General features: G+C 74.4%; 9 protein-coding genes. 2 read left to right on the plus strand and 7 right to left on the minus strand.

Annotation, left to right across the window (positions count from 1 at the left end; all coding sequences use genetic code 11):
* The first annotated feature begins 378 nt into the window (after positions 1-378).
* Positions 379-2,346 (plus strand): serine/threonine-protein kinase, encoded by a 1,968-nt coding sequence (locus AC07GB_RS30275; RefSeq protein ID WP_478850962.1) that lies wholly within the window; start codon positions 379-381, stop codon positions 2,344-2,346.
* A gap of 425 nt (positions 2,347-2,771) precedes the next feature.
* On the opposite strand, the gene AC07GB_RS30280 is transcribed toward AC07GB_RS30275, so the two are convergent.
* Positions 2,772-4,799, minus strand: a complete 2,028-nt coding sequence (locus AC07GB_RS30280; protein WP_478850964.1) for a hypothetical protein — start codon at positions 4,797-4,799, stop codon at positions 2,772-2,774.
* A gap of 925 nt (positions 4,800-5,724) precedes the next feature.
* Between AC07GB_RS30280 and AC07GB_RS30285 the strand changes: the two genes are divergently transcribed.
* Complete coding sequence (locus AC07GB_RS30285) at positions 5,725-6,387, plus strand: O-methyltransferase (protein ID WP_478850996.1); 663 nt, start codon at positions 5,725-5,727, stop codon at positions 6,385-6,387.
* 76 nt (positions 6,388-6,463) lie between these two features.
* On the opposite strand, the gene AC07GB_RS30290 is transcribed toward AC07GB_RS30285, so the two are convergent.
* The 6 genes from AC07GB_RS30290 to AC07GB_RS30315 all read right to left on the minus strand — a co-directional run bounded on the left by AC07GB_RS30290 (position 6,464) and on the right by AC07GB_RS30315 (position 26,591).
* On the minus strand, positions 6,464-7,516 hold the full coding sequence (locus AC07GB_RS30290; RefSeq protein ID WP_478850998.1) for an HAD-IIIC family phosphatase: 1,053 nt from the start codon (positions 7,514-7,516) through the stop codon (positions 6,464-6,466).
* Positions 7,517-7,665: 149 nt separating this feature from the next.
* A complete protein-coding gene (locus AC07GB_RS30295) occupies positions 7,666-8,796 on the minus strand; it encodes an acyl-CoA dehydrogenase family protein (RefSeq protein ID WP_478851000.1) in 1,131 nt (376 codons plus the stop codon).
* Between the two features lie 52 nt (positions 8,797-8,848).
* Positions 8,849-9,148, minus strand: a complete 300-nt coding sequence (locus tag AC07GB_RS30300) for an acyl carrier protein (protein WP_478850966.1) — start codon at positions 9,146-9,148, stop codon at positions 8,849-8,851.
* A complete protein-coding gene (locus AC07GB_RS30305) occupies positions 9,148-10,023 on the minus strand; it encodes a 3-hydroxyacyl-CoA dehydrogenase family protein (protein ID WP_478850968.1) in 876 nt (291 codons plus the stop codon). The genes AC07GB_RS30300 and AC07GB_RS30305 overlap by 1 nt, the downstream gene beginning before the upstream one ends.
* Before the next feature lie 28 nt (positions 10,024-10,051).
* Complete coding sequence (locus AC07GB_RS30310) at positions 10,052-16,210, minus strand: type I polyketide synthase (protein WP_478851002.1); 6,159 nt, start codon at positions 16,208-16,210, stop codon at positions 10,052-10,054.
* 43 nt (positions 16,211-16,253) lie between these two features.
* Positions 16,254-26,591 (minus strand): type I polyketide synthase, encoded by a 10,338-nt coding sequence (locus AC07GB_RS30315; protein ID WP_478851004.1) that lies wholly within the window; start codon positions 26,589-26,591, stop codon positions 16,254-16,256.
* Between the last annotated feature and the right edge of the window lie 115 nt (positions 26,592-26,706).

The raw sequence follows: 26,706 nt of genomic DNA on the forward strand, positions 1-26,706 counted from the left end.
GCTGAAGCCCTCTGCGCTCGGATATTTGTCCGTGGCGTACTTCATCGACAAGCCGCTCCACATGCACTGGCTCATCTCCCCCGCACTGGCCTTTGCCTGCGCCATGTTCGCGGCAGACTGGAAGGGCTTCGGCGACTCTCCCGCTTCGTCCGGCCCATGAGCGGGCTCCTGGTAGGTAGGCACCGCCGTCGACCAGGTTGAGGGGCTTTTTGGCTGCCCTTGCCCGCATTGTCCGGCCAGGGCGATGGGCCGGGCGAAGAGGCCTCCCGCCGCTGCGCCCGGCCTGCTGCCCCTCTTGAGCAGCAGCCGTCCCCGCTCTGCCGTCCGCGAGTGAGGTACTTTGACCTTCGATCAGGTGCGGCGGACACGGGGGACGGCGTGAAGGCACTGGGCAATGGCGATCCAGCACGCATCGGTGCGTATCGGCTCCTGGGCGTGCTCGGCGAGGGCGGCATGGGCCGTGTGTACATGGGCCGGTCAGAGGGCGGGCGCACGGTCGCGCTCAAAGTCGTACGGAGCGAGATCGCCCAAGTTCCCGACTTCCGCAGGCGGTTCGCGCGCGAAGTGGATGCCGCGCGGCGTGTGGCTGGGCCGTGGACCGCGGCTGTCCTCGACGCCGACGTCGAAGCGGTCGTCCCTTGGGTTGCCACTCAGTACATCCCGGGCCCGGATCTGCACACCGTGGTCGCACAGGACTTCGCCCCGCTTCCCGAGCGTTCCGTACGCTTCCTCGCCAACCGCCTCGCCCTCGCACTCCAGGCCGTACACGGCGGTGGGTTGATCCATCGCGACCTCAAACCGTCGAACATCCTGGTCACGGTGGACGGGCCGCGTGTCATCGACTTCGGGATCGCGCGGGCTCTCGACGGCCTGGACACGATGGCCGCGGAATCGGCGATGACTCGCACGGGCATGGTCATCGGCTCACCCGGGTTCATGTCCCCCGAGCAGGCCCGCGGTCGCGAACTCACCCCGGCCAGTGATGTCTTCTGTCTCGGCTCCGTCCTCGCGTACGCGGCCACGGGGCGCCAGCCGTTCGGCGCGGGTGGAAACGGCGGGCTCGCCGCCCAGCTGTTCAGTGTGGCCGAAGACGAGCCGGACCTGACCGGAGTGCCGTCCTCACTGGTGGATCTCGTGCGGGGCTGCCTGGCGAAGGACCCGCAGCAGCGCCCCACACCCGGACAGATAGCCGAGCGCACCGAGGACGGGTCGACCGAGCCCTGGCTACCTGGTGAGGTTCTGGCTCAACTGGCCCGTCGTACTGCTGAATTGCTCGACTACGACCCAGCGCCGGCCACCTCCGCCGCAGCGCAAGGCCACCCCACCACGGTTCACACCGCCGGGCTGCCGACGCCCCCGTTGCCGACCATGCCCGCGCGGCCCCCTGTGACCCCACCGCCGTCGGACCCCGCGCGGCGCCGCAGCCGTAGGGCCATCACGGCAGGGGCAATTGCAGTCGCGGTGATCGCTGCCGTCGGTGGGCTGGTTGCGCTGGAGCCGTGGGACGACGGCAGCAGCGGCAGTGGCGGAACAGCCGGAAAGGGGAAGCCAGCCGGCGGACTCACGCGGGCCTCCGTCCCGGGCAAGTTCAAGGGCACGTGGGAGGGTCAGCTCGCCAAGGAGGGCGCGATGAAGAGCGATCGCGTCGTACGGGTGGAGATCCTGCCCGGTGACGACAGGGTCGATGTGCAGACCGTCGACTCCGAGCGGTTCTGCATCGTGGAATCCGTCCCCGTCAAGGTGAAGAAGGAGTTCTACGACCGGCTGGTCCTCGGCACACCGAAGGTCCGCACCGCCTCACCCGCAACGGAAAAGGACGCGTGCGCGGGGCAGCAGGCGGGGAGCCTCGTCGCGGACAGCAGCGAGCCGACGACTCTCAAGTGGGAGTTCGGCGACTACACGGTCACGCTGTTCAAGAAGCCGAAAATGGCCGTCCAGCAGAAGGTGCCGACAGCGTTCACGGGCCACTGGCAACTCAGGGACAACAACAGCGGCTTCTCACAGGACCGGCGCATCCAGCTCCAGACGGTCACCATCGATCCGGGAAACGTGCTCCTCACCAGCAAGGTCGCAGTCTCCGTCAAGGTCGGAAAGCCCGGTAAGACCACATCGTGCTTCTACCAGGGCGGCGTGTTCTCGGTGTCCGGCGAGAAGAAGGACTTCCTCTTCACCACGCACCTGAAGTCGGGGGTCTCCCGGGACGACACCGACGACACCGCCTGTCCCGCTTCCCTGCCTGCCCAGATGTACCAAAGGCCTGACGGGAAGCATCTGTGGATGAGCACCCTGGGTTCCGAAGGAGTCGCCGCCGTCGGTTCCGGCGGCCTGCGGCGCGCCACCCCCTGACCCCGACCGCGAGTCCCCGCGCCAGGACCAGGCAATCTCCACCGCACGCGGCCCCAACTGCCGTCTGTCCCAAGCAGGAACGGGGCAGAAAACGCCGGATCAGCATCGGGGCGTGGGGGCCAGACGGATCGCCTGCGGTTGCATCGGAAGACGAATGGGGGCGGGCTTGCCGGCCTTCTTGGAAGCCCGCGCAGGTCGGTTCGGCTCCGGCTCCCCGAATGAGCGGCGCGGTTCTGTGCAGAGGCCCTGCCGCGGGCCGAGGCCCGCGCCCTGGGCCGCGCGATCGTCGATATCGGCGTCCATCCCGAGAGATGGGCGCCCCGGTGCCGCGAGGCAAGAGCCCGGAAGCGATTCCCGCTTCCGGGCCCTTGCCTGTCCGACCACCGGCCCCGTTCACCGCATACGGGGGGCTGGTCGTCGGTGGGTCAACGGGTGTAGCAGTAGCGGTTGCTGAGTGGAACGTTGTCGAAGCGCACGGAGCGCCACGCGGTGGCCGGGCTCGCACCCCAGAAGACGTTGACCCTCACCACCAGACATCCGCCACGGTTGTAGGCGGCGCGCGTGTTGTTGAAGGCGCTGTTGTAGTAGTACGCGACGGCGATGTTGCAGGCCCCCTTGGCGACGGCGTGCGGAAGGTTGCCACAGATGACACCACTGGCTTGGGCCACGGTCCACCCGTAGTTGTCGAACTTGGACTTGATCCAGCGCGTGGTGGCCTTGCTGAAGTACCAAGAGCACGTCACGATGCCGCAGTTGCGCTTCACCCAGGGGTCGGCGACCACGGGGAACCGCGGCGAGATCGAGGCTCCGGAGGCATCCGTGACCGGGGTGAGGTCGACGTGCAGCTTGAGGGTGTCACCCTCCACCGAGTAACTGGTCGGCCAGGTACGGCCGTTGGCGTCCTTGGCCCATGGCTTCTGGATCCGGGTGATTTCTTCGACCAGTACGGCGGGCTCGGTGGTGCTGGCATGGTCCTTGACGATGAGTGCGCTGCCGTCCAGTTCGTCGACGGCCAGACGTGTGCCGGCGGGCAGGGTCATCGGGAAGGAGTAGGTGGTCGGCGCGGAGGCGTCGTCGAGGTGCGCGAAGGTGCGAAAGCCGCCGTCGGCGGTGGGCTGTACGCCGATCGCGTGGTTGGCGCTGGTGCCGTCGTACACGACAGTTCCCCCGGCCGTACGGGTGGCGGTCCCGGATGCGGGCAGCTTCAGGGTGGTGGTGCCCGCGTCGTTGCTCACCTTGATGCCCTGCTGCGGATCTCGGGGCACCTTGACGGTCGTCGTGCCCGAGTCGTCGGTCCGCGAGGTGATCGCGATGTTCTCGCTGTCGCTGTCGACGGTGCCGCTCACGTCCGCGGTGCCGGTGATGTTCTCGATCGCCTCGCCGACGCTGGCGGGAGAGGGGAAGGTGCGCTCGACGAGTTCGGCGTAGGACAGGACGTCCACCCACACGCTCACCGGGCTTGTCCCGGTGTTGCGCAGGCTGACCTTTCCGTCGGCGCCCAGCTTGGCCAGGGTGAAGCCGGTGGCCTCGGTGTCGGGGCGGTAGCTGACCGTGGGGCCCGGCGCGGCGGGAGCGTTGGTCGGGTGCGCCTGGACGGCGCCCGACCCCGAGCCGAAGGCGGTGACGGTGATACCGACGGCCGTGGTGTTGAGCACGGGTACGCCCGCCACACCGCGCGGGTCCACGACCTTGCTGCCGCCCGCCGGGAGCACCAGCTTCTCGGCGACTCGGGCAGGCTGTACCGAGCGCAGGCCGGCGCGCTGCGCGATGCTGTCGGAGCGGGTGAAGTAGCCGACCACGTCCACCGCCACCTCGACGCCACCCCAGCCGAGATTGTGGATGTTGACGGCGCTGTTGGTGCCGAGCTTGGCGATGGCGAAGTTCTGCTGGGCCGCGTCCTTCTGGTAGTCGATGGTGGCGTCGGCGGGCCACCCCTCGCCTGCGGGGTAGACCCGCAGGGTGCCCGTGGAGGCGCTCTTGGCGGTGACGGTCACCGCGACGGCGGTGACGTCGGACGTGGGCACACCGGCCTTGCCCAGCGGCTTCAGCTCCAGGTTGCCCCCGCCACCCACGCTGGTCGGGGTCAGGACGCGCTGCGGCGGCAGGGCCACGTAGGACGAGCCCTGACCGTTGTCCTGACGCAGTGTGTAGCCCTGCACATCCAGGTAGACACGGACGCCGGCGGCACCTTGGTTGACGACCTTGACCTGGCCGTCGGTGCCGACCTTGGTCACCAAGGTGGTGGCCGCGTAGTGCGCCTTGTCGTAACTGACGCTTGCCGCGTCCGGCTCCAACTCTCCCGACGGGTAGACGATCACCGTTCCGGAGTCGCTGTCGCCCTTGGCGGCCACGTTGACGGCAATCGATTCGAGCCCCTCGCCCGGCAGCGAGGCGGTACCCGCGACCTTCACGGTCAGCGTCGCCCCGGGCTCCACCGCGACGTTGTCCAGCACACGTGCCCGCGTCGGGACGTACCGGCCCCCGGTGGAGTCGTCCGCGGCGGCTTCGGCTTTCGCCGTTCCACTCCCCCCGCTCGGTACTTGCTGGCCGGCAGAGGGCGACTGAGGAGCGGCGAGGGCCGTCGGCGCGTTGGCCATCGCGCCGGAGGCCAGCAGGAGCAACGACGCGGCAGCGGATAAGACGGCATGGCGAATGCCCATGCAAATCCCCCTTGTTCACAGCTGTTGTCGGATGGTCGGCACACGAGAAGCACCCACGCTCACGGGTCGTGCGCTGCGAGCGGACAGAGCGTGACAGGTGCAGGCCAAGGGGAGAAGTGAGCGTGAAAATTATGAGGAAAAAGTGACTGCCGTGGCCGAAGAGTGAAGGCCCAGATCTGGCCACATGCCACCCAGCCGCACTCCGGCAGGTCCAGCTCTTCTGGCTCGTACGGGCTGCGGGGTGCACGGCGACCGGCAGCGTCCTTGAACAGTCACAGGGAGCCCGTGGCTGTCCGGGCCGTGCGGGGCGCCGCCTGCCTGGCCGGGCGTGAGGAGGGCAGCGAGCGGCCGCAGCGGCTGTCCGTGACGAGGCGGATATCGGCGGTCATCCCCGCCACGGGACCGGCCAAGGACATAATGGTCCGGCTCACCGGCCGGGGCTCCAGACGCCCTCTCAGGTCCTGACGCGCGTGTACTCCCCCGAGCCGGGCGGTGCTCCACCGTGCTCATCGTCACCCGCAGGACCGCCGGGGTACGTCCGATCCTTGATATTCGGCAAGGTCGCGCCCCGACCGAGGGGCGGACCTCAACTCGACGTGGTGGACGGGCAGATAGCCGCGATCGCTTCTGAATTTCCTTACCGGGGGCAGTAGTCGATGTTACGATGAATCGGCAGAATCATCATTCTGTGCGCCTCGAAGAGAAGGGCATTGCCTCAATGGCCCACCAGGTTGATTCCACCGAGAACCTCCTTTCCTACGTCCGTGACGTATCCCTGCGCGACGACGACATCCTCAGAGAGCTGCGGGAGGAGACGGCACTGCTGCCCGGTGGTGCGGCGCTGCAAGTCATGGCTGAGGAAGGGCAGTTACTGGGGCTGCTCATCGGGCTCGTCTGCGCCCGTTCCGTACTGGAGATCGGCACCTTCACCGGCTACAGCACGCTGTGCGCCGCCCGCGCGCTTCCCGCCGACGGCAAGGTCGTGACCTGCGACATCAGCGACCGGTGGCCGGAGGTCGGAGTCCCGTACTGGAAGCGGGCCGGTGTCGAGGACCGGATCGAGCTGCGGGTCGGGGACGCGGTGGACACCCTGGACGGACTGCTCGCCGAGCGCGGGTCCGGGGCCTTCGACCTCGTGTTCATCGACGCCGACAAGAGTAACTACCGCACCTATTACGAGAAGTCGCTCTCCCTCACCCGGAGCGGTGGCCTCATCGTCATCGACAATACGCTCTTCTTCGGGCGGGTCGCCGACCCGGAATTCGATGACGCGGACACCGTGGCCATTCGTGAATTGAACGCGGCCCTCGTCGAGGACGAGCGAGTGGACATGTCGCTGCTTGTGATGGCGGACGGCATCACCCTGGCCCGAAAACGCTGAAGAAAGAGACGGCCCGCAGGAAATGCCCGGCACGAGTGGCGCTCGTACCGGGCTTTCCCGTTTGCGTACCGGCCTGCTACGCCAGATCCACCGCGCTCACCCTGATCGTCGTCGACGCCAGGCGCCGCTCGGGTCGCAGATGCAGGCGCTGGAGGCCCTCGTCCGCCGCCTGCGGAAGCGACGCCACGCAGGAGCAGGGGTCGTCGTCCGCGAAACCCGCGAAGCGGTAGGCGATCTCCATCATGCGATTGCGGTCGGTGGGCCGGAAGTCGGCCACCAGATGGGTGCCCGCCCGGGCTGCCTCGTCGATCAGCCAGTTGAGGAGGGTGGCGCCCGCGCCGAAGGACACCACCCGGCAGGAGGTGGCCAGGAGCTTCAGGTGCCAGGCCTGCGGGCCGCGCTCCAGGAGCAGCACGCCGACCGCGCCGTGCGGGCCGAAGCGGTCGGTGAGGGTGACCACCAGGACCTCGTGACCGGGGTCGGTGAGCAGGTGGCGCAGATCGGCGTCGGAGTAGTGCACCCCTGTGGCGTTCATCTGGCTGGTGCGCAGGGTGAGTTCCTCCACGCGCGACAGCTCCTCGTCGGTGGCGCGGCCGATGCGCATGTCCAGGTCGAGGGAGCGCAGGAAGTCCTCGTCGGGCCCGGTGGCCTCGGCGCGGGCGGCCTCGCGGCGGAACTTCGCCTGGTACATCTCCCGCCGCCGCCGGGAGTCCACCGTCCGCATGGGCGGGGTGAACTCCGGAAGGCCCGGCAGGCCCAGGACCGCGTCGGCCGGGTAGCAGCGCACCTCGGGCAGGTGGTAGGTGACCTCGGCCCGCTCGGCGGGCTGGTCGTCGACGAAGGCGATGGTGGTGAGGGCGAAGTTGAGGGTGTCGGCGATCCGGCGCACGGACTGCGACTTGGGGCCCCAGCCGATCTGCGGAAGCACGAAGTACTCGGCTATGCCAAGCTTCTCCAGGCGGGCCCACGCCGTCTCGTGGTCGTTCTTGCTCGCCACCGACTGGAGGACCCCGCGGGAGTCCAGCTCCACGACGACGTCGCGGATCGCGTCCGGCAGGGTCACCTCGCCGTCCTCCAGGAGTGTGCCCTGCCACAGGGTGTTGTCGAGGTCCCAGACCAGGCACTTCAGTAGGGGAGCGGGCCGCGCGGCGGACCCGTCCCGCTCCCCCGTCGTCACCGCGGACGCGTCCCGCTCCCCCGTCGTCACCGCGGACGCGTCCCGCTTCCCTGTCGTCACCGCGGTCGTGTTCGCTCCGGTGGTTGTCACTGCGGTTCCCTTCACGCGCTGCCGAGGACGTGCCGCGCCAGCATCAGCTGGCACATCTCATTGCTGCCTTCGATGATTTCCATCAGCTTGGCGTCCCGGTGGGCGCGGGCCACGAGGTGGCCGTCCTGGGCCCCGGCCGAGGCCAGGACCTGGACGGCGGTGGCCGCGCCGCGGGCCGCGTTGACCGCGCTGATGTGCTTGGCCAGGACGGTGGCGACGACCTGGTCCGGCGAGCCGTCGTCCCAGCAGTACGAGGCGTGCTCGCAGGCCCGCGTCGCGGACTGCTCGGCGACGTACAGCTCGGCGAGATGGCGGGCCACGAGCTGGTGCTCGCCCAGCGGGGCGCCGAACTGCTCGCGGGTCGCCGCGTGCCCGGCGGCCGCCGAGAGGCAGCCGCGCAGGATGCCCACGCACCCCCACGCCACGGAAATGCGGCCGTAGGCGAGCGCGGTGGTGACCAGCAGCGGCAGGGGCAGCGCCGCTCCGCCGAGCACGTGCGTCGCGGGCACCCGTACCCCGTCGAGCGCGATGTCGGCGTGCCCGGCCGCGCGGCAGCCGAGCGGGTCGGCGACGCGGGTGACGCGGACACCGGGGGCGTCCGCCGGGACGACGACCGCCACGGCGTCGTCGGGGCCGGGCGCACCGGTGGCGTCGGCGGCGTCGCTCTCGTACTTCCCGAACAGGACGAGGAGGTCGGCGTAGTGCGCGGCGGTGACCCAGACCTTGTGCCCGTCGAGGACGACCGTGTCACCGTCCCGGCGGACCCGGGTGGTCATCGCGGACAGATCGCTGCCCGCGCCGCGTTCGCTGAAGCCGGCCGCGGCCAGCTCGCCGCCGGTGAGCCGGGGCAGGAACGCCGCCTGCTGCTCGGGCGTGCCGAAGCGCTCGATCGTCCAGGCGGCCATTCCCTGGGAGGTCATCACGCTCCGTACGGAACTGCACAGGCTGCCCACGTGCGCGGTGAACGCACCCGCCGTCGCGCTGTCCAGGCCCCAGCCGCCGTACGCGGCCGGGACCTGGGCGCACAGCCGCCCCTGCGCGCCGAGCCCGCGCAGCAGGTGGAGGGGCAGCAGGCCCGCGCGGTCCCAGGCCTCGGCCCGATCGCCTATCAGGCCGGTGACGGCGGCGGTGGCCGCCTCCAGGGAGGCCTCCTCGGGGCAGTCGTCCGGGGCGGGTGCGGCGGTCAGTGGCTGGTCACGCACCGGCTCCCCCGTCCGCCGCCGCCCGGAGCCGCCCGACGAGCGCCGTCATCGACGCGACCGTACGGAAGTTGTCCAGGCGCAGATCGGCACCGCGTACGGAGACGCCGAAGGACTTCTCCAGGTGCATGACCAGCTCCATCGCGAACAGCGACGAGAGGCCGCCGGAGGCGAAGAGGTCGACGTCGGTCTCCCAGGAGCGCTTGGTACGCGCCTCCAGGAAGCGCAGGATCTCCTTCTCGGTGGCCTCGGTCGCCTCGGTCGCCTCGGTCGCCTCGGTCTCGAAGGGGTTCATCAGTTCTCCTCCTGGTACGCGTAGAATCCACGGCCGCTCTTGCGGCCGAGTTCGCCCTGGCGGACCTTGTCGAGCAGCAGGTCGCAGGGGCGGCAGCCGTCGTCGCCTGTGCGCTGGTGCAGGACCCGCAGGGAATCCACCAAGTTGTCGATGCCGATGAGGTCGGCGGTGCGCAGGGGGCCCGTGGGGTGGCCGAGGCAGCCCTCCATGAGGGCGTCGACGTCCTCGGCGGTCGCGGTGCCCTCCTGCACCACCCGGGCCGCGTCGTTGATCATCGGGTGCAGGACGCGGCTGGTGACGAAGCCGGGGGCGTCGCGTACGACGACCTGCCGGCGCCCCAGCGCCCTGAGCAGCGAGCCGGCGGCGGCCATGGTCGCCTCGGCGGTCCGCGCGCCCCGGATGACCTCGACGGTCGGGATGAGGTACGGGGGGTTCATGAAGTGGGTGCCGATGACGTCCTGGGGGCGTTCGGCGTGTCCGGCCAGCTCGTCGATGGGGATGGACGAGGTGTTGGAGATGAGCGGGGTGCCGGGGCGCACCCGTGCCGAGACCTCCGCGAGCGCCTTGGCCTTGAGTTCGGTGACCTCGGTGATGGCCTCGATGACGGCGGTGGAGTCGCCGATGCCGTCCGTGGCGGTGGCGCGGTCCAGGCTCCCGGTGGCGGTGCCGGCCGGGAGGTGTCCCATGAGCTGCGCCATGCGCAGCTCGCGGTCGATGTCGTCCCGCGCCCGGTCGAGCCGTTCGGCGTCGACGTCGACGAGCAGGACCGGGACGCCGTGCCCGAGGGCGAGGGCGGCGATGCCCACGCCCATGACCCCGGCGCCGAGGACGGCGACGCGGTGCGGGCCGGATGGGGTGTGCGGCGCTTGCGTCATGCGCCTCTCCTTGGGTGCTGATGGGCGGTCAGGGTGTGGTGGTCGGTGCGGTGCCGAGGACGGTGGCGAGCCAGTCGGAGACCGCGCTCGCCGTGGTGGTGACGTGCTCCTCCATCAGGGAGAAGTGGTCGCCCGGTACGTCGACGACGGTGTGCGCGGTGGGCCAGGTGGCGCGCCAGTCGCCCGCGTCGGGGGCCGGTTCGCCGAGCGGTTCGGAGGCGCGGACGAGCAGGGTGGGCGCCTGGACAGCGGGCGGGGTCCAGGTGTCGAGGAGGCGGAAGTAGCGGCCCATGGCGGTGAGCCGGGCGCCGTCCATGGGGGCCGCGCGGTCCTCGCGGGCGAACATCCCGCCGATCAGGACGTCGTTGAACTGCGTCATCCCTGCGTTGTCCGACAGATAGGTGTCCAGCAGGACCACGGCGGCCGGGCCCGCGCCCAGCTCCTCCAGGCGGGCCGCGACGCCGTGCGCGAGCGTGCCGCCGGACGAGGAGCCCATCAGGACGAGGGGCCGCCCGTCCAGCTCCGCGCGCAGGGTCCTGGCCTGGAAGTCCAGGAGCGCGGCCAGGTCGGCCGGGACCGGTTCGCCGGGCAGGAAGCCGGGGGCCGCGAGGGCGCTGACGCCGTAGCGGTCGCGGAACCGGGCGGCGAAGCGGGCGTACTGGTGGGCGCCGCCGAGCGCCACGACGGAGCCGAAGCAGACCAGTTCCGGGGCGTCGTCGTGCGGGCACAGGCGCAGCAGCTCGGGCCTGGCGTCGGCGGCCTGGAGTTCGGCTCCGGTGCGGAAGTCGGGGCGCAGCGCGGCGGCGTTCTTCAGGAGCGCGATGCCCGCGTCGACGCGGCCCAGTTCGCATGCCTGGCGGAAGAGGGTGCCCACGGGGTCCGTGGTCGCGCTCTGCCCGGTGGCGGGCGTGTCGTCGGCCGCGGCCGCGTTGACGGGTCGCGCCGCCTTGGCCAGTTCGGTACGCAGCCGCTCGGCGAGGCGCGCCGGGGTGCCGCTGTCGAGGACGGTGGTGGGGCGCAGGCGCAGGCCGGTGTGGCCGGCGAGCCGGTTGTGCAGCTCGATGGCGGTGAGCGAGTCGAAGCCGACGGAGAGGAACGCGTCATCGGCGCCCAGGGCCTCGGGCGTGGCGTGGCCGAGCACCGCGGCGGCCTCGGCGAGGACCAGGGCGAGGAGGATCCTCCCGTGCTCGTCCTCGGGCGCGGCGGCGAGGCGCCCGCGCAGCGCCGTGGTGCCGGCCGCGGGGCGTGGCCCGGCGGGCGCCGCCGTCACGAGGGAGCGCAGGAGCGGCGGCACGGTCTGGCCGCGGTAGGCGGCGAGGTCGAGGTGGACGGGGACCAGGGCGGGCTCGTCCAGGGCGAGCGCGCGGTCGAACAGCGCGACGCCCTCCTCCGCCGACAGGCCGCGCACGCCGCTGCGGCGCATGCGGCGCAGGTCGGTGTCGGACAGGTCGGCGGTCAGCCCGCTGCGCCGCTCCCACAGGCCCCAGGCCAGCGAGGTGGCGGGCAGGCCGAGGCGGTGGCGCTCCGTCATGAGGGCGTCGAGCGTGGCGTTGGCGGCGGCGTAGGTGGACTGGCCGGGGCTGCCGAAGACGCCGGCGGCGGAGGAGTAGACGACGAAGGCCGTCAGGTCCGCGTCCCGGGTCAGTTCGTGCAGGTGCAGGGCGCCGTCCGCCTTGGGCCGCAGCACGGCACTCAGCCGCTGGGGCGTCTGGGTGTCGAGCAGCCCGTCGTCGAGGACGCCCGCGGTGTGTACGACGGACCGTAGCGGGTGCTCCGCCGGGATGCCGGCCAGGACGGCGGCGAGGGCCGCGCGGTCGGCCACGTCGCAGGCCGTGACGGTGACGTGGGCACCGGACTCCTCCAGGTCCCGCGCCAGTTCGGCGACGCCCGGCGCGTCGGCGCCCCGGCGGCCGAGCAGCAGCAGGTGGCGTACGCCGTGCCGGGTGACGAGGTGGCGGGCGAGGATGCCCGCGAGGACGCCGCCGCCGGTCAGCAGGACCGTGCCGTCCGGGGCGAGGGCGGGGCCCTCGCTCCTGGGGGCCGCCGCCCGGGCGAGCCTCGGCGCGTACAGCACGCCGTCGCGGAGAGCGAGCTGGGGCTCGTCGGCGGCGAGGACGGCGGGCAGGGCCGCGGCCGTGGCGTCCGGGTCTTCGCTGTCCAGGAGGACGAACCGGCCGGGGTGTTCGAGCTGGGCCGCGCGCAGCAGCCCCCAGACGGCGGCGCCGGGCAGGTCCACGGGCCCGGAGCCGGGTCCGGCCGCGCCCCGGGTGAGGACGACCAGCGGGCCCGACCGGGGCGAGCTGTCCGCCAGCCAGGCGCGCAGCCGCTCCAGGACGGCCGCCGTGGCCGCGTGCACGGCCTCGGGCCCTTCGGCCGCGCCGCGCGGCGGGCAGGGCAGCAGGACCGCGTCGGCCCCGGAGGGGTACGACTCCGCCGCGAAACCGTCCGGCAGGAGCCGCGGGTCGCGCTCCCCGAGGAGTGCCCAGCGCGCCCCGGCCGCAGACGCGGGCACGGGCACGGGTGTGCCGGGGCGGTCGACCGGCGTCCAGTCGACGCGATACAGCGAGCGGTCGACGGCGGGCAGCCCGGCGGGCGAGGCCGCCCGCAGGATCAACGAGCCGACAGAGGCGACGAGTTGCCCGTCTTCGGCGGTGGCGCGCACCGTCACCGCGTCGTCCCCCTCGGGGCGCAGGGTCACGCGCAGGGTGTGTCCGGCGGCCGGGCCGAGGGTGACCCGGCTCCACGCGAACGGCAGCGGTACGGCGCTCCCCGTGGTGTCCACGGGCCGCAGCCCGGCCGTCTGGAGGGCGGCGTCGAGAACGGCGGGGTGGGCCGCGGCGAACACGTCCGGCGTCCCGTCGGGCAGCGCCACTTCGGCGAAGACCGCGTCTCCCTGCCCCCAGGCCGCACGCAGCCCCCGGAAGGCGGGGCCGTACTCCACGCCCCGCGAGGCCATGGCGTCGTACAGGCCGTCGACGTCCAGCGGTACGGCGCCCGCCGGTGGCCAGGACGTCTCCTCGGGGCCCGCGTGATCCGCCGGGGCGGGTGCGAGCCCGCCACTGGCGTGCTGGGTCCAGGGCTCGTCCGTCGCCGCGTCCTCGGGCCGGGAGTGGAAGGCGAGCGAGCGTCGGCCCTCCGGGTCCGCCGGGCCCACGGTGAGCCGCAGTTGGACGCCGCGCGCCGCCTCGTCCCCGTCGGGCAGGAGCAGCGGCGCCGCCAGGGTCAGCTCCTCGACCTGTGCGCAGCCGAGCAGGGCGCCGGCGTGGGCGGCCATCTCCAAGAAGGCCACGCCGGGCAGCAGGACCGTACCGGCGACGGCGTGGTCGGCGAGCCAGGGGTGGGCGGCCACCGAGAGGCGGCCGGTGAGGAGGGTGCCGCCGTCGTGCGGCAGGTCGACGGCCCCGCCGAGCAGGGGGTGCCGGGCGTCGCGCTGCCCCGTGGACGCCGGGTCGCCGGCCGGGGCGGGTGCGTCGAGCCAGTAGCGCTGCCGCTGGAAGGCGTAGGTGGGCAGGTCGGCGCGGCGCGCGCCGGTGTTCTCGTACGCGGGCCGCCAGTCGACGGGGAGCCCCGCCGCGTACGCCTCGCCCAGGGCGAGCAGCAGGCGGCGCGGGCCGCCCTCGTCGCGGCGCAGGGTGGTGACGACCTCGACGTCGGTGGCGCCCGCGTCGGCGGCCGTGTCCGCGATGCCGTACGTGAGCGTGGGGTGCGGGCTCACCTCGACGAAGGTGCGGTGGCCCGTGTCGAGGAGGTGGCGCACGGCCGGGTGGAAGCGGACGGGTTCGCGCAGGTTGCGGTACCAGTAATCGGCGGTGAGGTCGTCGGCGGTCAGCCAGTGGGCGTCGACGGCGGAGAGCAGCGGGATCGCGGGGGTGCGCGGGGCGATGTCCGCGAGCGCCCCGCGCAGTTCGTCACGCACGGCGTCGACCGCGCCGGAGTGGGACGCGTAGTCGACCGGGATGTTCCAGGCCATGAGGCCCTGCCGGGACAGGTCGGTGACGAGGGCGTGGACGGCGGGCGCGGGGCCCGCGACGACCACGACGCGCGGGCCGTTGACCGCCGCGACCGACACCTCGCCGCCGCGCGCGGCGAGCAGTTCCTCGGCCTCCTCCCCGGACATCATCAAGGTGGCCATGCCGCCCCCGCCGGTGACGCCGGCCAGGGCGCGGCTGCGCAGGGCGACGATCCGGGCGGCGTCCTCCAGGGTGAGGGCCCCCGCGACGCAGGCCGCGGCGACCTCGCCCTGGCTGTGGCCGACGGCCGCGGCGGGCTCGACGCCGTACGCGCGCCACACCTCGGCCAGCGAGACCATCACCGCGAACAGCGCGGGTTGCAGGACCTCCACGCCGTCCAGGGACGGCGCGCCCTCCTCACCGCGGAGGACCGCGCCGAGCGACCAGTCCAGGTGCGGGGCGAAGGCGCGCTCGCACGCGGCGACGCGGGCGGCGAAGACGGGGGACGCGTCGAGGAGGTCTGCCGCCATGCCGGGCCACTGGGCGCCGAGGCCGGGGAAGACGAAGACGGCCTTGCGGCCGCCGCGCGGCGCGGTGCCCGTGGCGCCGTCGGTGAGCAGCTCGCCGCGTGCGAGGGCGCCGAGTCCGTCGAGGAGTTCGCCCCGGTCGGCGCCCACGACGACGGCACGGTGGGCGAACCGGGAGCGCCCGGTCGCCAGGGAGAGGCCGATGTCGGCGGGGCGGAGGGCGGGGTCGGCCAGGACGTGGGCGTGCAGGGCGGCGGCCTGGCCGCGCAGGGCCGCCGCGCCCTTGGCGGAGAGCGGCCAGGCCACGGGGCCCTCGTACGGTTCGCGTTCCTCCGCCGGGTCCTCGGGGGCCTGTTCCAGGACGACGTGGGCGTTGGTGCCGCTGGCTCCGAAGGAGGACACACCGGCGCGGCGCGGGCGGTCCGTCGCGGGCCACGGCGTGGCGGCGGTGAGCAGCGAGACGGCGCCTTCGGTCCAGTCGACCTGCGGGGTCGGCCGGTCGATGTGCAGGGTGCGCGGCAGCAGGCCGTGGCGCAGGGCGAGGACCGTCTTGATGACGCCGCCGACGCCCGCGGCGGCCTGGGTGTGGCTGAGGTTGGACTTGAGCGAGCCGACTCGCAACGGCCGGTCCGCGGGCCGCTGTTGCCCGTAGGTGGCGAGCAGGGCCTGGGCCTCGATGGGGTCGCCGAGGACGGTGCCGGTGCCGTGCGCCTCGACGGCGTCGACGTCGGCGGGGGTGAGCCCGGCGTTGTCGAGGGCCTGCCGGATGACGCGCTCCTGGGCGGGGCCGTTGGGCGCTGTCATGCCGTTGCTGGCGCCGTCCTGGTTGACGGCGGAGCCCCGGATCACGGCGAGGACGGGGTGGCCGTTGCGGCGGGCGTCGGACAGGCGCTCCAGGAGGACCATGCCCGCGCCCTCGCCGAAGCCCGCGCCGTCGGCGGCGGCGGAGAAGGACTTGCTGCGCCCGTCGGGCGCGAGGCCGCGCTGCCTGCTGAAGCCGACGTAGAGGCCGGGCGTGGCCATCACGGTCACGCCGCCCGCCAGGGCCAGGGTGGCGTCGCCCGCCCGCAGGGCCTGGCAGGCCAGGTGGAGGGCGACCAGGGAGGAGGAGCAGGCGGTGTCGAGGGTGACCGCGGGCCCTTCCAGGCCCAGGGTGTAGGCGACGCGGCCGGAGGCGACGCTGGCGATGGACCCGGTGCCGAGGAAGGCTTCGAGTTCGTCGGGGACGCGGTCGAGGCGGGAGCCGTACTCGCTGTAGATGACGCCCGCGTAGACGCCGGTGCGGCTGCCCTTGAGGGTCAGCGGGTCGATCCCGGCACGCTCGATCGCCTCCCAGGAGGTCTCCAGGAGGAGGCGCTGCTGCGGGTCCATGGCGAGGGCCTCGCGCGGGGATATCCCGAAGAAGCCGGGGTCGAAGGCGCAGGCGTCGTGGAGGAAGCCGCCCTCGCGGGTGTACGAGGTCCCGGGCGCGTCCGGGTCGTCGTCGTAGACGGCGTCGAGGTCCCAGCCGCGGTCGGCGGGGAAGGCGGTGACGGCGTCGCGCTCCTTGACGAGCAGGTCCCACAGGTCTTCGGGCGAGCGGACGCCGCCGGGGTAGCGGCAGCTCATCGCCACCACGGCGACCGGCTCGCGGGACTCGGCGGCGAGCCTGCGGTTCTCCCCGCGCAGCCGCTGATTGTCGAGGAGGGAGGCTCGCAGGGCCTCCACCACCTGGGGGTCGGTGGACATGTTCTTCCCTTCCTTCCGCGCCGGGTCAGGCACGATCGCCGCCGCCCAGTGCCATCCGCACGAGGCCGTCCAGTTCCATCTCCCGGATCGCGTCGGGGTCGTCGGGCCGGTCCGCTCCGGTCCCGCGCGCCTCGGGGCCGGCTTCGGTTCCGGTTCCGGTTCCGGTTTCGGTGAGCCGGAGTACCGCCTCCAGGAGTCCGGCCTCGCGCAGCCGGGCGACGGGGACGGCAGCGAGGCGCCGCTGGAGTTCTCGGTCGCCGTCCGGGCGCCCGGGGGCGTCGGGCGCGGAGGCCGGGGCGAGACGCGCGGTCACGTACGCGGCCGCGGCAGCCGGTGTGGGGTGGTCGAAGACGAGGGTCGCGGGCAAGCGGAGCCCGGTGGCCGCGTTGAGGCGGTTGCGCAGGTCGACGGCCGTCAAGGAGTCGAACCCGAGGTCCTTGAAGGCCTGTTCCGGGTCGATCGCGTCCGGTCCGCCGTGCCCGAGGACGTCGGCGACGCGGGACCGTACGAGGTCTTCGACGCGCTCGCGGCGCTCTCCGGCGCCGAGGTCCGCCAACTGTTCGCGCAGGGAGGCCGCTTGTCGTGCGTCGGTGCCGGCGGCGGTGGGCCGGGAGGCGCGGACGAGGCCGCGCAGGAGCGGCGGCACGGTGCCGTTCGCGGCGACCGCCCGCAGCCGGGCGGCATCGAGGCGCACGGGTACGAGCAGGGCGTCGTCGCGGCGCAGCGCGGCGTCGAACAGCGCGAGCCCCTGGGCGTCGGAGAGCGCGGCGACGCCGCCGCGGGTCATCCGCCGCAGCCCTGTCGCGTCGAGTGTGCCGGTCATGTCGCCGCGCTGCTCCCACAGGCCCCAGGCGAGGGACTGGGCGGGCAGGCCCGCGGCGCGGCGGCGCTGGGCCAGGGCGTCCAGGTAGGCGTTGGCGGCCGCGTAGTTGGCCTGGCCCGCGTTGCCGATGACGCCCGCGGCGGAGGAGAAGAGGACGAAGGCGGACAGCGGCAGGCCGCGCGTCGCCTCGTGCAGGGCGAGGGCGGCGTCCACCTTGGGCCGCAGGACGCGGTCGACGCGCTCGGGCGTGAGCGCGGCGAGGACCCCGTCGTCGAGGACGCCCGCGGCGTGCACGACGGCCGTCAGCGGGCGCGTGGCGGGCACGCCGGAGACGAGCTGGGCCACGGCGGCCGGATCGGCGACGTCGCAGGCCGCGAACTCCGCGTCCGCGCCCAGCTCACGCAGGTCGGCGAGGAGCGCGTCGGCCCCCGGCGTGCCGGCGCCGCGCCGTCCGGCCAGGAGCAGATGGCGCACGCCGTGCCGGGCCGCGAGGTGCCGGGCCACGAGCCCGCCGAGCGCCCCGCCCGCGCCGGTGACGAGGACGGTGCCGCCGGGGTCGAGCGGCACCGGGCCCTCGTCGGCGCCCGCCTCTGTCCCCACCCGGGCGAGCCGGGCGACCAGCACCTCTCCCCCGCGTACGGCCAGTTGGGGCTCGTCCAGGTCCAGGGCGCCCGGAAGGAGCGTGAGCAGGGCGTCGTGGTCCGGCGTGTCGGCGAGGACGAAGCGGTCGGGGTGCTCGGACTGGGCGGAGCGCAGCAGGCCGCGCACCGCCGCGGCCGCCGGGTCGCTCACGTCGTCGCCCGGCCCGGTGCGCACGGCCCCGCGGGTGAGGAACACCAGGCGGGCGTCATCGAACCGGTCGTCCGCGAGCCAGGCCTGGAGGAGCGCGAGGGTGTCGCGTACGAGGGTCCGTACGGCGGTCGCGTCGTCGCCGTCGGCCTCGGGGCACGGTACGAGGACGACGTCGGGCGCGGGCAGGCCCCCGTCGACGGCCGCGGCGAGGCCCGCGAGGTCCGGGTAGGTGTCGGGCAGCGGCGCGCCGGGGCCGAGCGCGGCCCAGCGGGCGGGCGGGGTGCGGTCGGTGGCCAGGGTGGGCACGGGGGTCCACTCCAGGCGGTACAGGGAGTCGTTCCCCGCCGGTGCGGTGGCGGTGCGCAGGGCGTCGACGTCGACGGGGCGTACGGCGAGCCCGGTGACCGTGGCCACCGGGCGGCCCGAGGGGTCGCTCGCGGTGAGGGACACCGAGCCGTCACCGTCCTGGGCCAGGCGCACCCGCAGCTCGGTGGCACCGGAGGCGTGCAGGGTGACGCCCGTCCAGGCGAACGGCAGCCGCGCGGTGCCCGGTGCGAGGCCCGTTTTGGCCGCCGGGCCGGGCGCGAGCCACAGGCCCTGGAGCGCCGCGTCGAGCAGGGCGGGGTGGAGGCCGAAGGCGGCGGCGGCCGTGTGCTGGTCCTGGTCGAGGCGCACCTCGGTGAACAGGTCCTGGCCGCGCCGCCAGGCCGCGCGCAGCCCCTGGAAGGCCGGGCCGTAGCCGTAGCCGGACGCGGCGAAGCGCGCGTACAGGTCGTCGACGGGGACCGGCTCGGCGCCGGGCGGGGGCCAGCTCCCGCCGGTCACCGGCGCGTCCTGCCCGGCGGCTTCGGCCAGGACGCCGGTGGCGTGCGCTGTCCACGGGGCGTCGACGGCGTCCTCCGGCCGCGCGTGCACGTCCAGGGCGCGACGCCCGGTGGCGTCCGGGGCGCCGACCCGCACCTGGAGCCGGACGCCGCCGGACGGGGGCAGCACCAGGGGCGCCTGGAGGGTGAGTTCCTCCACGACCGGGCAGCCGGCCTCGTCGCCCGCGCGCACCGCGAGGTCGACGAAGGCGGCGCCGGGCAGCAGGACGACGTCGGCCACGGCGTGGTCGGCGAGCCAGGGATGGCTGCGGATTGAGATCCGGCCGCTCAGCAGGATCTCGCCGGTCTCGGCGACCTCGAAGGCCGCCCCGAGGAGGGGGTGGCCGGTGCTGCCGAGGCCCGCGGCGGTGACGTCGGCGGCGGTCTCGGGGCCGGGCACGGCCCAGTAGGGCCGGTGCTGGAAGGCGTACGTGGGCAGGTCGACGCGGCGCGCGCCGGTGCCCGCGAAGAGCGGCGCCCAGTCCACGGGGGCGCCGTGGGCCCAGGCAGCGCCGAGGGACAGGAGCATGCGCTCCATGCCGCCCTCGTCGCGCCGCAGTGTCCCGAGCACGGCGGCGTCGATGCCCGCGGACTCCAGGGTCTCCTCGACCGCGGGGGTGAGCACCGGGTGCGGGCTGACCTCGATGTACGTGCGGTACCCGGCCTCGGCGAGGGCGCGCACCGCGGACTCGAAGCCCACGGTGCGGCGGAGGTTGGCGTACCAGTAGCGGGCGTCCATCGTGGCCGTGTCCAGCCAGCCGTCCGTGACCGTGGAGTACAGCGGGACGTCGGCGGTGGCGGGCTCGATGTCCTTGAGCGCGCTCAGGAGTTCGGCTTCGAGGCCGTCCATGTGGGCGCAGTGGGAGGCGTAGGTGACGTCGACGCGGCGGGCCCGGACGCCGTCGGCCGCGCACATCTCCAGGAGTTCGTCCAAGGCGTCCGCGTCGCCGGAGACCACCACGGCCGAGGGGCCGTTGACGGCCGCGACCGACAGGCGGGCGCCCCAGGCGGCGATCCGTTCGGCGGCCCGCTCCGCGGACACCGCGAGCGAGACCATGCCGCCGTGCCCGGCGAGCCGGGCGAGCGCGCGGCTGCGCAGGGCGACGACCTTCGCCCCGTCCTCCAGGGTGAGCGCGCCCGCCACCACGGCGGCGGCGATCTCGCCCTGGGAGTGCCCGACGACGGCGTCCGGGACCACGCCGTACGCGTGCCACAGCCGGGCGAGCGACACCATCACGGCGAACAGAACGGGCTGCACCACGTCGACGCGGTCCAGGCCGGTGCCCTCGCGCACGGCGTCGAGCAGGGACCACTCGACGTGCGGGGCGAGCGCGGCCGCGCAGGCGTGCAGGGCGTCGGCGAACTCCGGTGACTCGTCGACGAGGTGCCGGGCCATGCCGGTCCACTGCGAGCCCTGGCCGGGGAACATCAGGACGGTGCGCCCGTCGGGGTCCGCGACGCCGCTCGCGGCGGGGGCGCCGCCGGTGGCCCACTCCCGCAGGGCGGGTAGCAGCCGGTCGTGGCCGCCGACGAGGACGGCGCGGTGGGGGAAGGCCGTGCGGCCGGCGAGGGAGAGGGCGACGTCCGCGGCGTCGGGCGTGCCCGCCTGGGTGCTGGGGGCTGCCTGCGTGCCGGGGCCTGCCTGTGCGTCCGGGCCTACCTGTGCGTCCGGGTCCGCCTGTGCGTCCGGGTCCGCCTGCGGCGCGCCCGTGTCCGTCAGGTGCCGGAGCAGCCGGCCGGCCTGGTCGCGCAGGGCGTCGGCGGACCTGGCCGACAGGACCCAGGGCAAGGCCGGGGCGGTGCGGGACCGTTCGGGCGCCGATTCGTCGGGCTCCGGGGCCTGTTCCAGGACGACGTGGGCGTTGGTGCCGCTGAGGCCGAAGGAGGAGACGCCCGCGCGGCGCGGCCGGCCCGTGTCGGGCCACTCCGCGGCCTCGGTCACCAGCGCGACGTCGCCCTCGGTCCAGTCCACATGGGTGGTGGGCCGGTCGGCGTGGAGCGTGGCGGGGACGGTGGCGTGGCGCAGGGCCAGGACCGTCTTCATGACGCCCGCGACACCCGAGAGGGCCTGCGTGTGGCCGATGTTGGACTTCAGGGAGCCGATGAGGAGGGGGCGCCCGCCCGGCCGGTCCTGGCCGTAGGTGGCGAGGAGCGCCTGGGCCTCGATGGGGTCGCCGAGGGTGGTGCCGGTGCCGTGGGCCTCCACGACGTCGACGTCCTTGCCGGAGAGGCCCGCGTCGGCGAGCGCGGCGCGGATGACGCGCTGCTGGCTCGGTCCGTTGGGCGCGGAGAGGCCGTTGCTCGCGCCGTCCTGGTTCACGGCGGAGCCGCGCAGGACGGCGAGGACGGGGTGGCCGTTCCGGCGGGCGTCGCTCAGCCGCTCGACGAGGAGTACGCCGGCGCCCTCGGCCATGCCCATGCCGTCGGCGGTGTCCGCGAACGCCTTGCAGCGGCCGTCGGCAGCCAGGCCCCGCTGCCGCGAGAAGCTGACGAGGGCGCCGGGCGTGGCCATCACGGCGACGCCGCCCACCAGGGCGAGCGAGCAGTCGCCCGCGCGCAGCGCGCGGGCCGCCAGGTGGAGGGCGACCAGCGAGGAGGAGCAGGCGGTGTCGACGGTGACCGCGGGCCCCTCCAGGCCCAGGGTGTAGGCGACGCGGCCGGAGACCACGCTGGGCGCGCTGCCGGTGAGCAGATGGCCCTCGCCCTCGGTGGAGCGGGCCACGGCGGAGGCGTAGTCGCTGTAGTTGACGCCGGTGAAGACGCCGGTGCGGCTGCCGCGCAGGGTCTGCGGGTCCAGGCCCGCGCGCTCCAGGGCCTCCCAGGAGGTCTCCAGGAGGAGGCGCTGCTGCGGGTCCATGGCGAGGGCCTCGCGGGGCGAGACGCCGAAGAAGTCGGCGTCGAAGTCGGCGGCGTCGTGCAGGAATCCGCCGTGCCGGGTGGTGACGGTGCCCGGGTTCTCCGGGGCGGGGTCGTAGAGCGCGTCGAGGTCCCAGCCCCGGCCGGTGGGGAATTCGGTGACGGCGTCGCCGCGGTCTGCCAGGAGCCGCCACAGCTCTTCGGGCGTGGTGATGCCGCCGGGCAGGCGGCAGCCCATGGAGACGACGGCGATGGGTTCGTCGGCGGCTGCCGGGCCGGTCGGGCGGGTCTCCTGTGCCGCTTGCCGCTGCGCGTCCTGCTCCGCCTCGTCCGCGCCGAGCAGCCGGTGTTCCAGGTGGGCGGCGAGGGCGGTGGCCGAGGGGTGGTCGAAGACGAGGGTCGACGGCAGGCGGAGGCCGGTCGCCTTGTTGAGCCGGTTGCGGAGTTCCACAGCCGTCAGGGACGCGAAGCCCAGCTCTTGGAAGGCCTTGCCGGGCGGCACGGCGTCGGCGGACTCGTGGCCGAGTACGGCGGCGGCGTGCCTGCGCACGAGGCCGATGAGCAGCCGGGTCCGCTCGGCAGGGCGGCGCAGCGCGGTGAGGTCGCGGCGCAGCTCGGCGGCGGCCGGGGCGTGGGCGTCGCCCTCCTGCCCGGCAAGGGCGCGGCGGGCTTCGGCGACGCCCTTCAGGAGCGGGCTGGGGCGGCCGGAGGTGAACACCGGGGCGAACTGCTCCCAGTCGACGTCGGCGACGGTCACGAGCGTCTCGTCGTCGTCGAGGATCTGCTGGAGGGCGCCGAGCGCCCGCTCGGGGTCGATGCGGGGCAGCCCGTGGTCCTCGAGGTTGAACAGGTCGGCGTCCGCGCCGTCGGCGGGTGGCGCCCAGGGGTTCTCGGCCCGCCAGATGCCCCAGTCGACGGTGGTGGCGGTCAGGCCGCGGCCGCGCCGGTGCTGTGCGAGGGCGTCGAGGTGGGCGTTGGCCGCGGAGTACGCGCCGTGGTCGCCGCTGCCCCACACGCCCGCGATGGAGGAGAACAGCACGAACGCGTCGAGTTCGCGGTCGAGGAGCGCGTCGAGGTGGGCGGCGCCCGCGGCCTTGGCCGCGACGACACGCTCGTACGCCTCGACGGGGATGGTGTCCAGCGGCGCGAGCGCGATGTACGCGGCGGCGTGGACGACGGCGGTGACGGGGGTGCCGGCCTCGTCGAGGCCTGCCAGGAGCCGCTCGACCTGGGCGCGGTCCGCGAGGTCGCAGCCGGGCAGGGTGAGCCGGGTGCCGAACTCAGCCATCTCGGCGGCCAGTTCGGCGGCTCCGGGGGCATCGGCCCCGCGCCGTCCGGGCATGACCAGGTGGTCGGCGCCGCCGCGGGCGAGCCAGCGGGCCAGGTGGGGGCCGAGGGCGCCGGTGCCGCCGGTGAGCAGGACCGTGCCGCGGGGCTTCCAGGTGCGGCGGGGGCGGGCGGCGGGCCGTGCCGCGCGGACGAGCCGCCGGGCGAACAGGCCGCCCGCGCGCACCGCGAGCTGGTCCTCGCCGTCGACGCCTGCGAGCGCGGCGCACAGCCGGTCACCGGCGCGGGCGTCGAGCACATCGGGCAGGTCCACGAGGCCGCCCCAGCGGCGCGGGTGTTCGAGCGCGGCGACCATGCCGGTGCCCCACACCTGCGCCTGGGCGGGCGCGGTGACCTGGTCGCCCGCCCCCGTGGAGACGGCGCCGCGGGTGGCGCACCACAGGGGCGCGCCGGTCCCGAGGTCCCCGAGCGCCTGCACGAGGGCGAGGGTGAGGGCGGTGCCGGCGGGGAGGCCCGGGCAGCGGGCGTGCGGCCGGTCGTCGAGCCCGAGCAGGGAGAGGATCCCGGCGAGGGGGCGCCCGTCGGCGGCGGCGCTGACGGTGTCGGCGAGGCGGGTGCGGTCGGCCGTACCGCTCGGGTCGCCGTCCTCGCCGGCCGCGGCGACCTGGGCCGTGAGGACGTCCGCCCCGTGCGCGCGCAGGGCACGCACCGTCTCGTGTGCCTCGTGCCCCTCGGGCACGAGCACCAGCCAGGTGCCTGCGAGCGCGGGGGCCGCCGGGTCGGGGACGGGGTGCCAGTCGACGCGGTAACGCCAGTTGTCGTACGTGTCCTTCGTGGCGCGGCGGCGCCAGTGGCCGAGGGCGGGCAGGACCTCGCGGAGCGGTGCGGCGTCGACGGCGAGGGCGGTGGCGGCCTCCGTCACGTCGCCGCGTTCGACCAGGTCCCAGAAGTCCGTGTCGCCGTCGGCGGGCGGCGGCGCGGCGGGCGTGAGCCAGTGGCGGCGCTGCTGGAAGGGGTAGGTGGGCAGCTCGACGCGCCGGGCGCCCCGGCCCTCGTACACCTTGCGCCAGTCCACCGGGACGCCTCGTACCCACAGTTCGGTGGCGGAAGCGAGGGCGCGGCGGGTGCCGCTTTCGTCGCGGCGGAGGGTGCCGGTGACGACGGGGTCGGCGGCGCCCGCCGCCTCGGCGGTGTCCTGGACGGCGGCGGTGAGGACCGGGTGCGGGGACACTTCGAGGAACACCCCGTGGCCCTGCTCGGCGAGGGCGCGCACCGCGGGGGCGAAGCGCACGGTCCGGCGGAGGTTGCGGTACCAGTACGCGGCGTCCATGGTCGTGGTGTCCAGCCACTCCCCCGTGACGGTGGAGAAGAGGGGGGTGCGGGAGGCTGCCGGGGTGATGTCGGCGAGGGCCGTGCGGACCTCGTCCTCGACGCGCTCCATGTGCGCGGAGTGCGAGGCGTAGTCGACGGGGATCGTACGGGCGCGGATCTCGCGCGCCGCGCAGGCCGCGGTCAGCTCGGCGAGGGCCGCCGCGTCGCCGGAGACGACCACGGCGGCGGGTCCGTTGAGCGCGGCGACGGAGAGGCGCCCGGCCCATGGGGCGATCAGCTCGTCGGCCCGCTCGCGCGGTACGGCGAGGGAGACCATGCCGCCGTCGCCCGCGAGCGCGGCGATGGCGCGGCTGCGCAGGGCGACGACCTTCGCCCCGTCCTCCAGGGAGAGCGCGCCCGCCACCACGGCGGCGGCGATCTCGCCCTGCGAGTGTCCGACCACGGCGTCCGGCTCGACGCCCCAGGAGCGCCAGAGCGCGGCCAGGGACACCATCGTGGCGAAGAGGGCGGGCTGGACGACGTCGACCCGGTCGAGCGGCGCCGCGCCGGGCGCGCCGCGGACGACGTCGCGCAGCGACCAGTCCACGTGGCGGGCGAGCGCCTCCTCGCAGGCGGCCATGGAGTGGGCGAACTCCGGTGCGGTGTCGAGCAGTTCGCGGCCCATGCCGGGCCACTGGGAGCCCTGTCCGGGGAAGACCAGGGCGATCCGTCCGGGCGCGGGCTCGGCGACACCGGTCACGCCGGCGTCCGGGTTCCGGGCGACCTCCGTGAGCGCGTCGAGGAGTTCGGCGCGGTCTGCCACCGTCACGGCGGCCCGGTGCGCGAAGGCCGTGCGCGTGGTGGCGAGCGCGTGGCCGATGTCGACGGGGCGGGCGTCGGGGTCGGCCGCGACGCGCGCCTTGAGGCGTACGGCCTGGTCGCGCAGGGCGGCGGCGGTGCGCCCCGAGAGCAGGCACGGGACGGCGGGGTGAGCCGTCTCCCCTGCCGCCGCGTGCGGGGTCGGCTCGGGGGCCCGCTCGGAGGGCTCGGGGGCCTGTTCCAGGGCACCGGTCTGCTCCGGGGCCTCGGGTGCCTGTTCCAGGATGACGTGGGCGTTGGTGCCGCTCATGCCGAAGGACGAGACGCCCGCGCGCCGCGGCCTGCCCGTCGCGGGCCACTCCCGCGCCTTCGTCAGGAGCGCGACGGCGCCCTCGGTCCAGTCCACGTGCGGCGTCGGCTCGGTGATGTGCAGGGAGCGGGGCAGCAGCCCGTGGCGCAGGGCGAGGACCGTCTTGATGACGCCCGCGACCCCGGCGGCGGCCTGGGTGTGGCCGATGTTGGACTTCAGGGAGCCGAGCCACAGCGGCTGTTCGGCGGGCCGGCCACGTCCGTAGGTGGCGAGCAGCGCGTCGGCCTCGATGGGGTCGCCGAGGGTGGTACCGGTGCCGTGGGCCTCCACGGCGTCGACGTCCTTCGCCGCGAGACCGGCGTCGGCGAGGGCGGCTTGGATGACGCGCCGCTGGGAGGGGCCGTTGGGGGCGGTGAGGCCGTTGCTCGCGCCGTCCTGGTTGACGGCGGAGCCGCGCAGGACGGCGAGGACGGGGTGGCCGCCCCGGCGGGCGTCGGAGAGGCGCTCCAGGAGCAGCATGCCCACGCCCTCGCCCCAGCCGGTGCCGTCGGCGGAGGCCGAGAAGGGCTTGCAGCGGCCGTCCGCGGACATGGCGCCCTGGCGGCTGAACTCGGTGAACACGGACGGCCGCGACATCACGGTGACGCCGCCGACCAGGGCCAGTGAGCACTCGTCGTTGCGCAGGGCCCGCGCCGCCTGGTGCAGGGCGACGAGCGAAGCCGAGCAGGCGGTGTCGACGGTGACGGCGGGCCCTTCGAGGCCGAGCGCGTAGGCGACGCGCCCGGACATGACGCTCATCGAGTTGCCGGTCATCAAGAAGCCCCGCACGGTCTCGGGCGCGCCGGTGCCGAGCTGGGCGTAGCCCTGGTCGATGGCGGCGGCGAACACGCCGGTGCGGGTGGCGCGCAGCGAGGCCGGGTCGATGCCCGCGCGCTCGATGACCTCCCAGGCGGCCTGGAGCAGCAGCCGCTGCTGCGGGTCCATGGCCACGGCCTCGTGCGGGGACACCGCGAAGAACTCGGCGTCGAAGTCGGCGGCGCCGTCGATGAACGCACCCCGGCAGGGCACGCCCCCCGCGCTGAGCCGCTCGGTGTCCCAGCCGCGGTCGCCGGGCACGCCGGTGACGGTGTCGCGGCCCGCGACGAGCAGCTCCCACAGTTCCTCCGGGGTGCGGACGCCGCCGGGGAAGCGGCAGCTCATGGAGACGACGGCGATCGGCTCGTGGCTCCTGGCCTCGGCCTCGCGCAGCCGTCGGCGGGTGTCGCGCAGGTCGATGGTGACGCGGTTGAGGTAGTCGCGCAGCTTCTGCTCGCCGTGGGAGCCTTGGCCGCTCTGGCCGCTCTGGCCGCTCTGGCCGCTCTGGGTGTTCTGGGTGTTCTGGGTGTTCTGGGTGTTCTGGTGCTGCTTGCTCACCGGG

This window comes from Streptomyces sp. NPDC045778 (genome assembly GCF_056431945.1).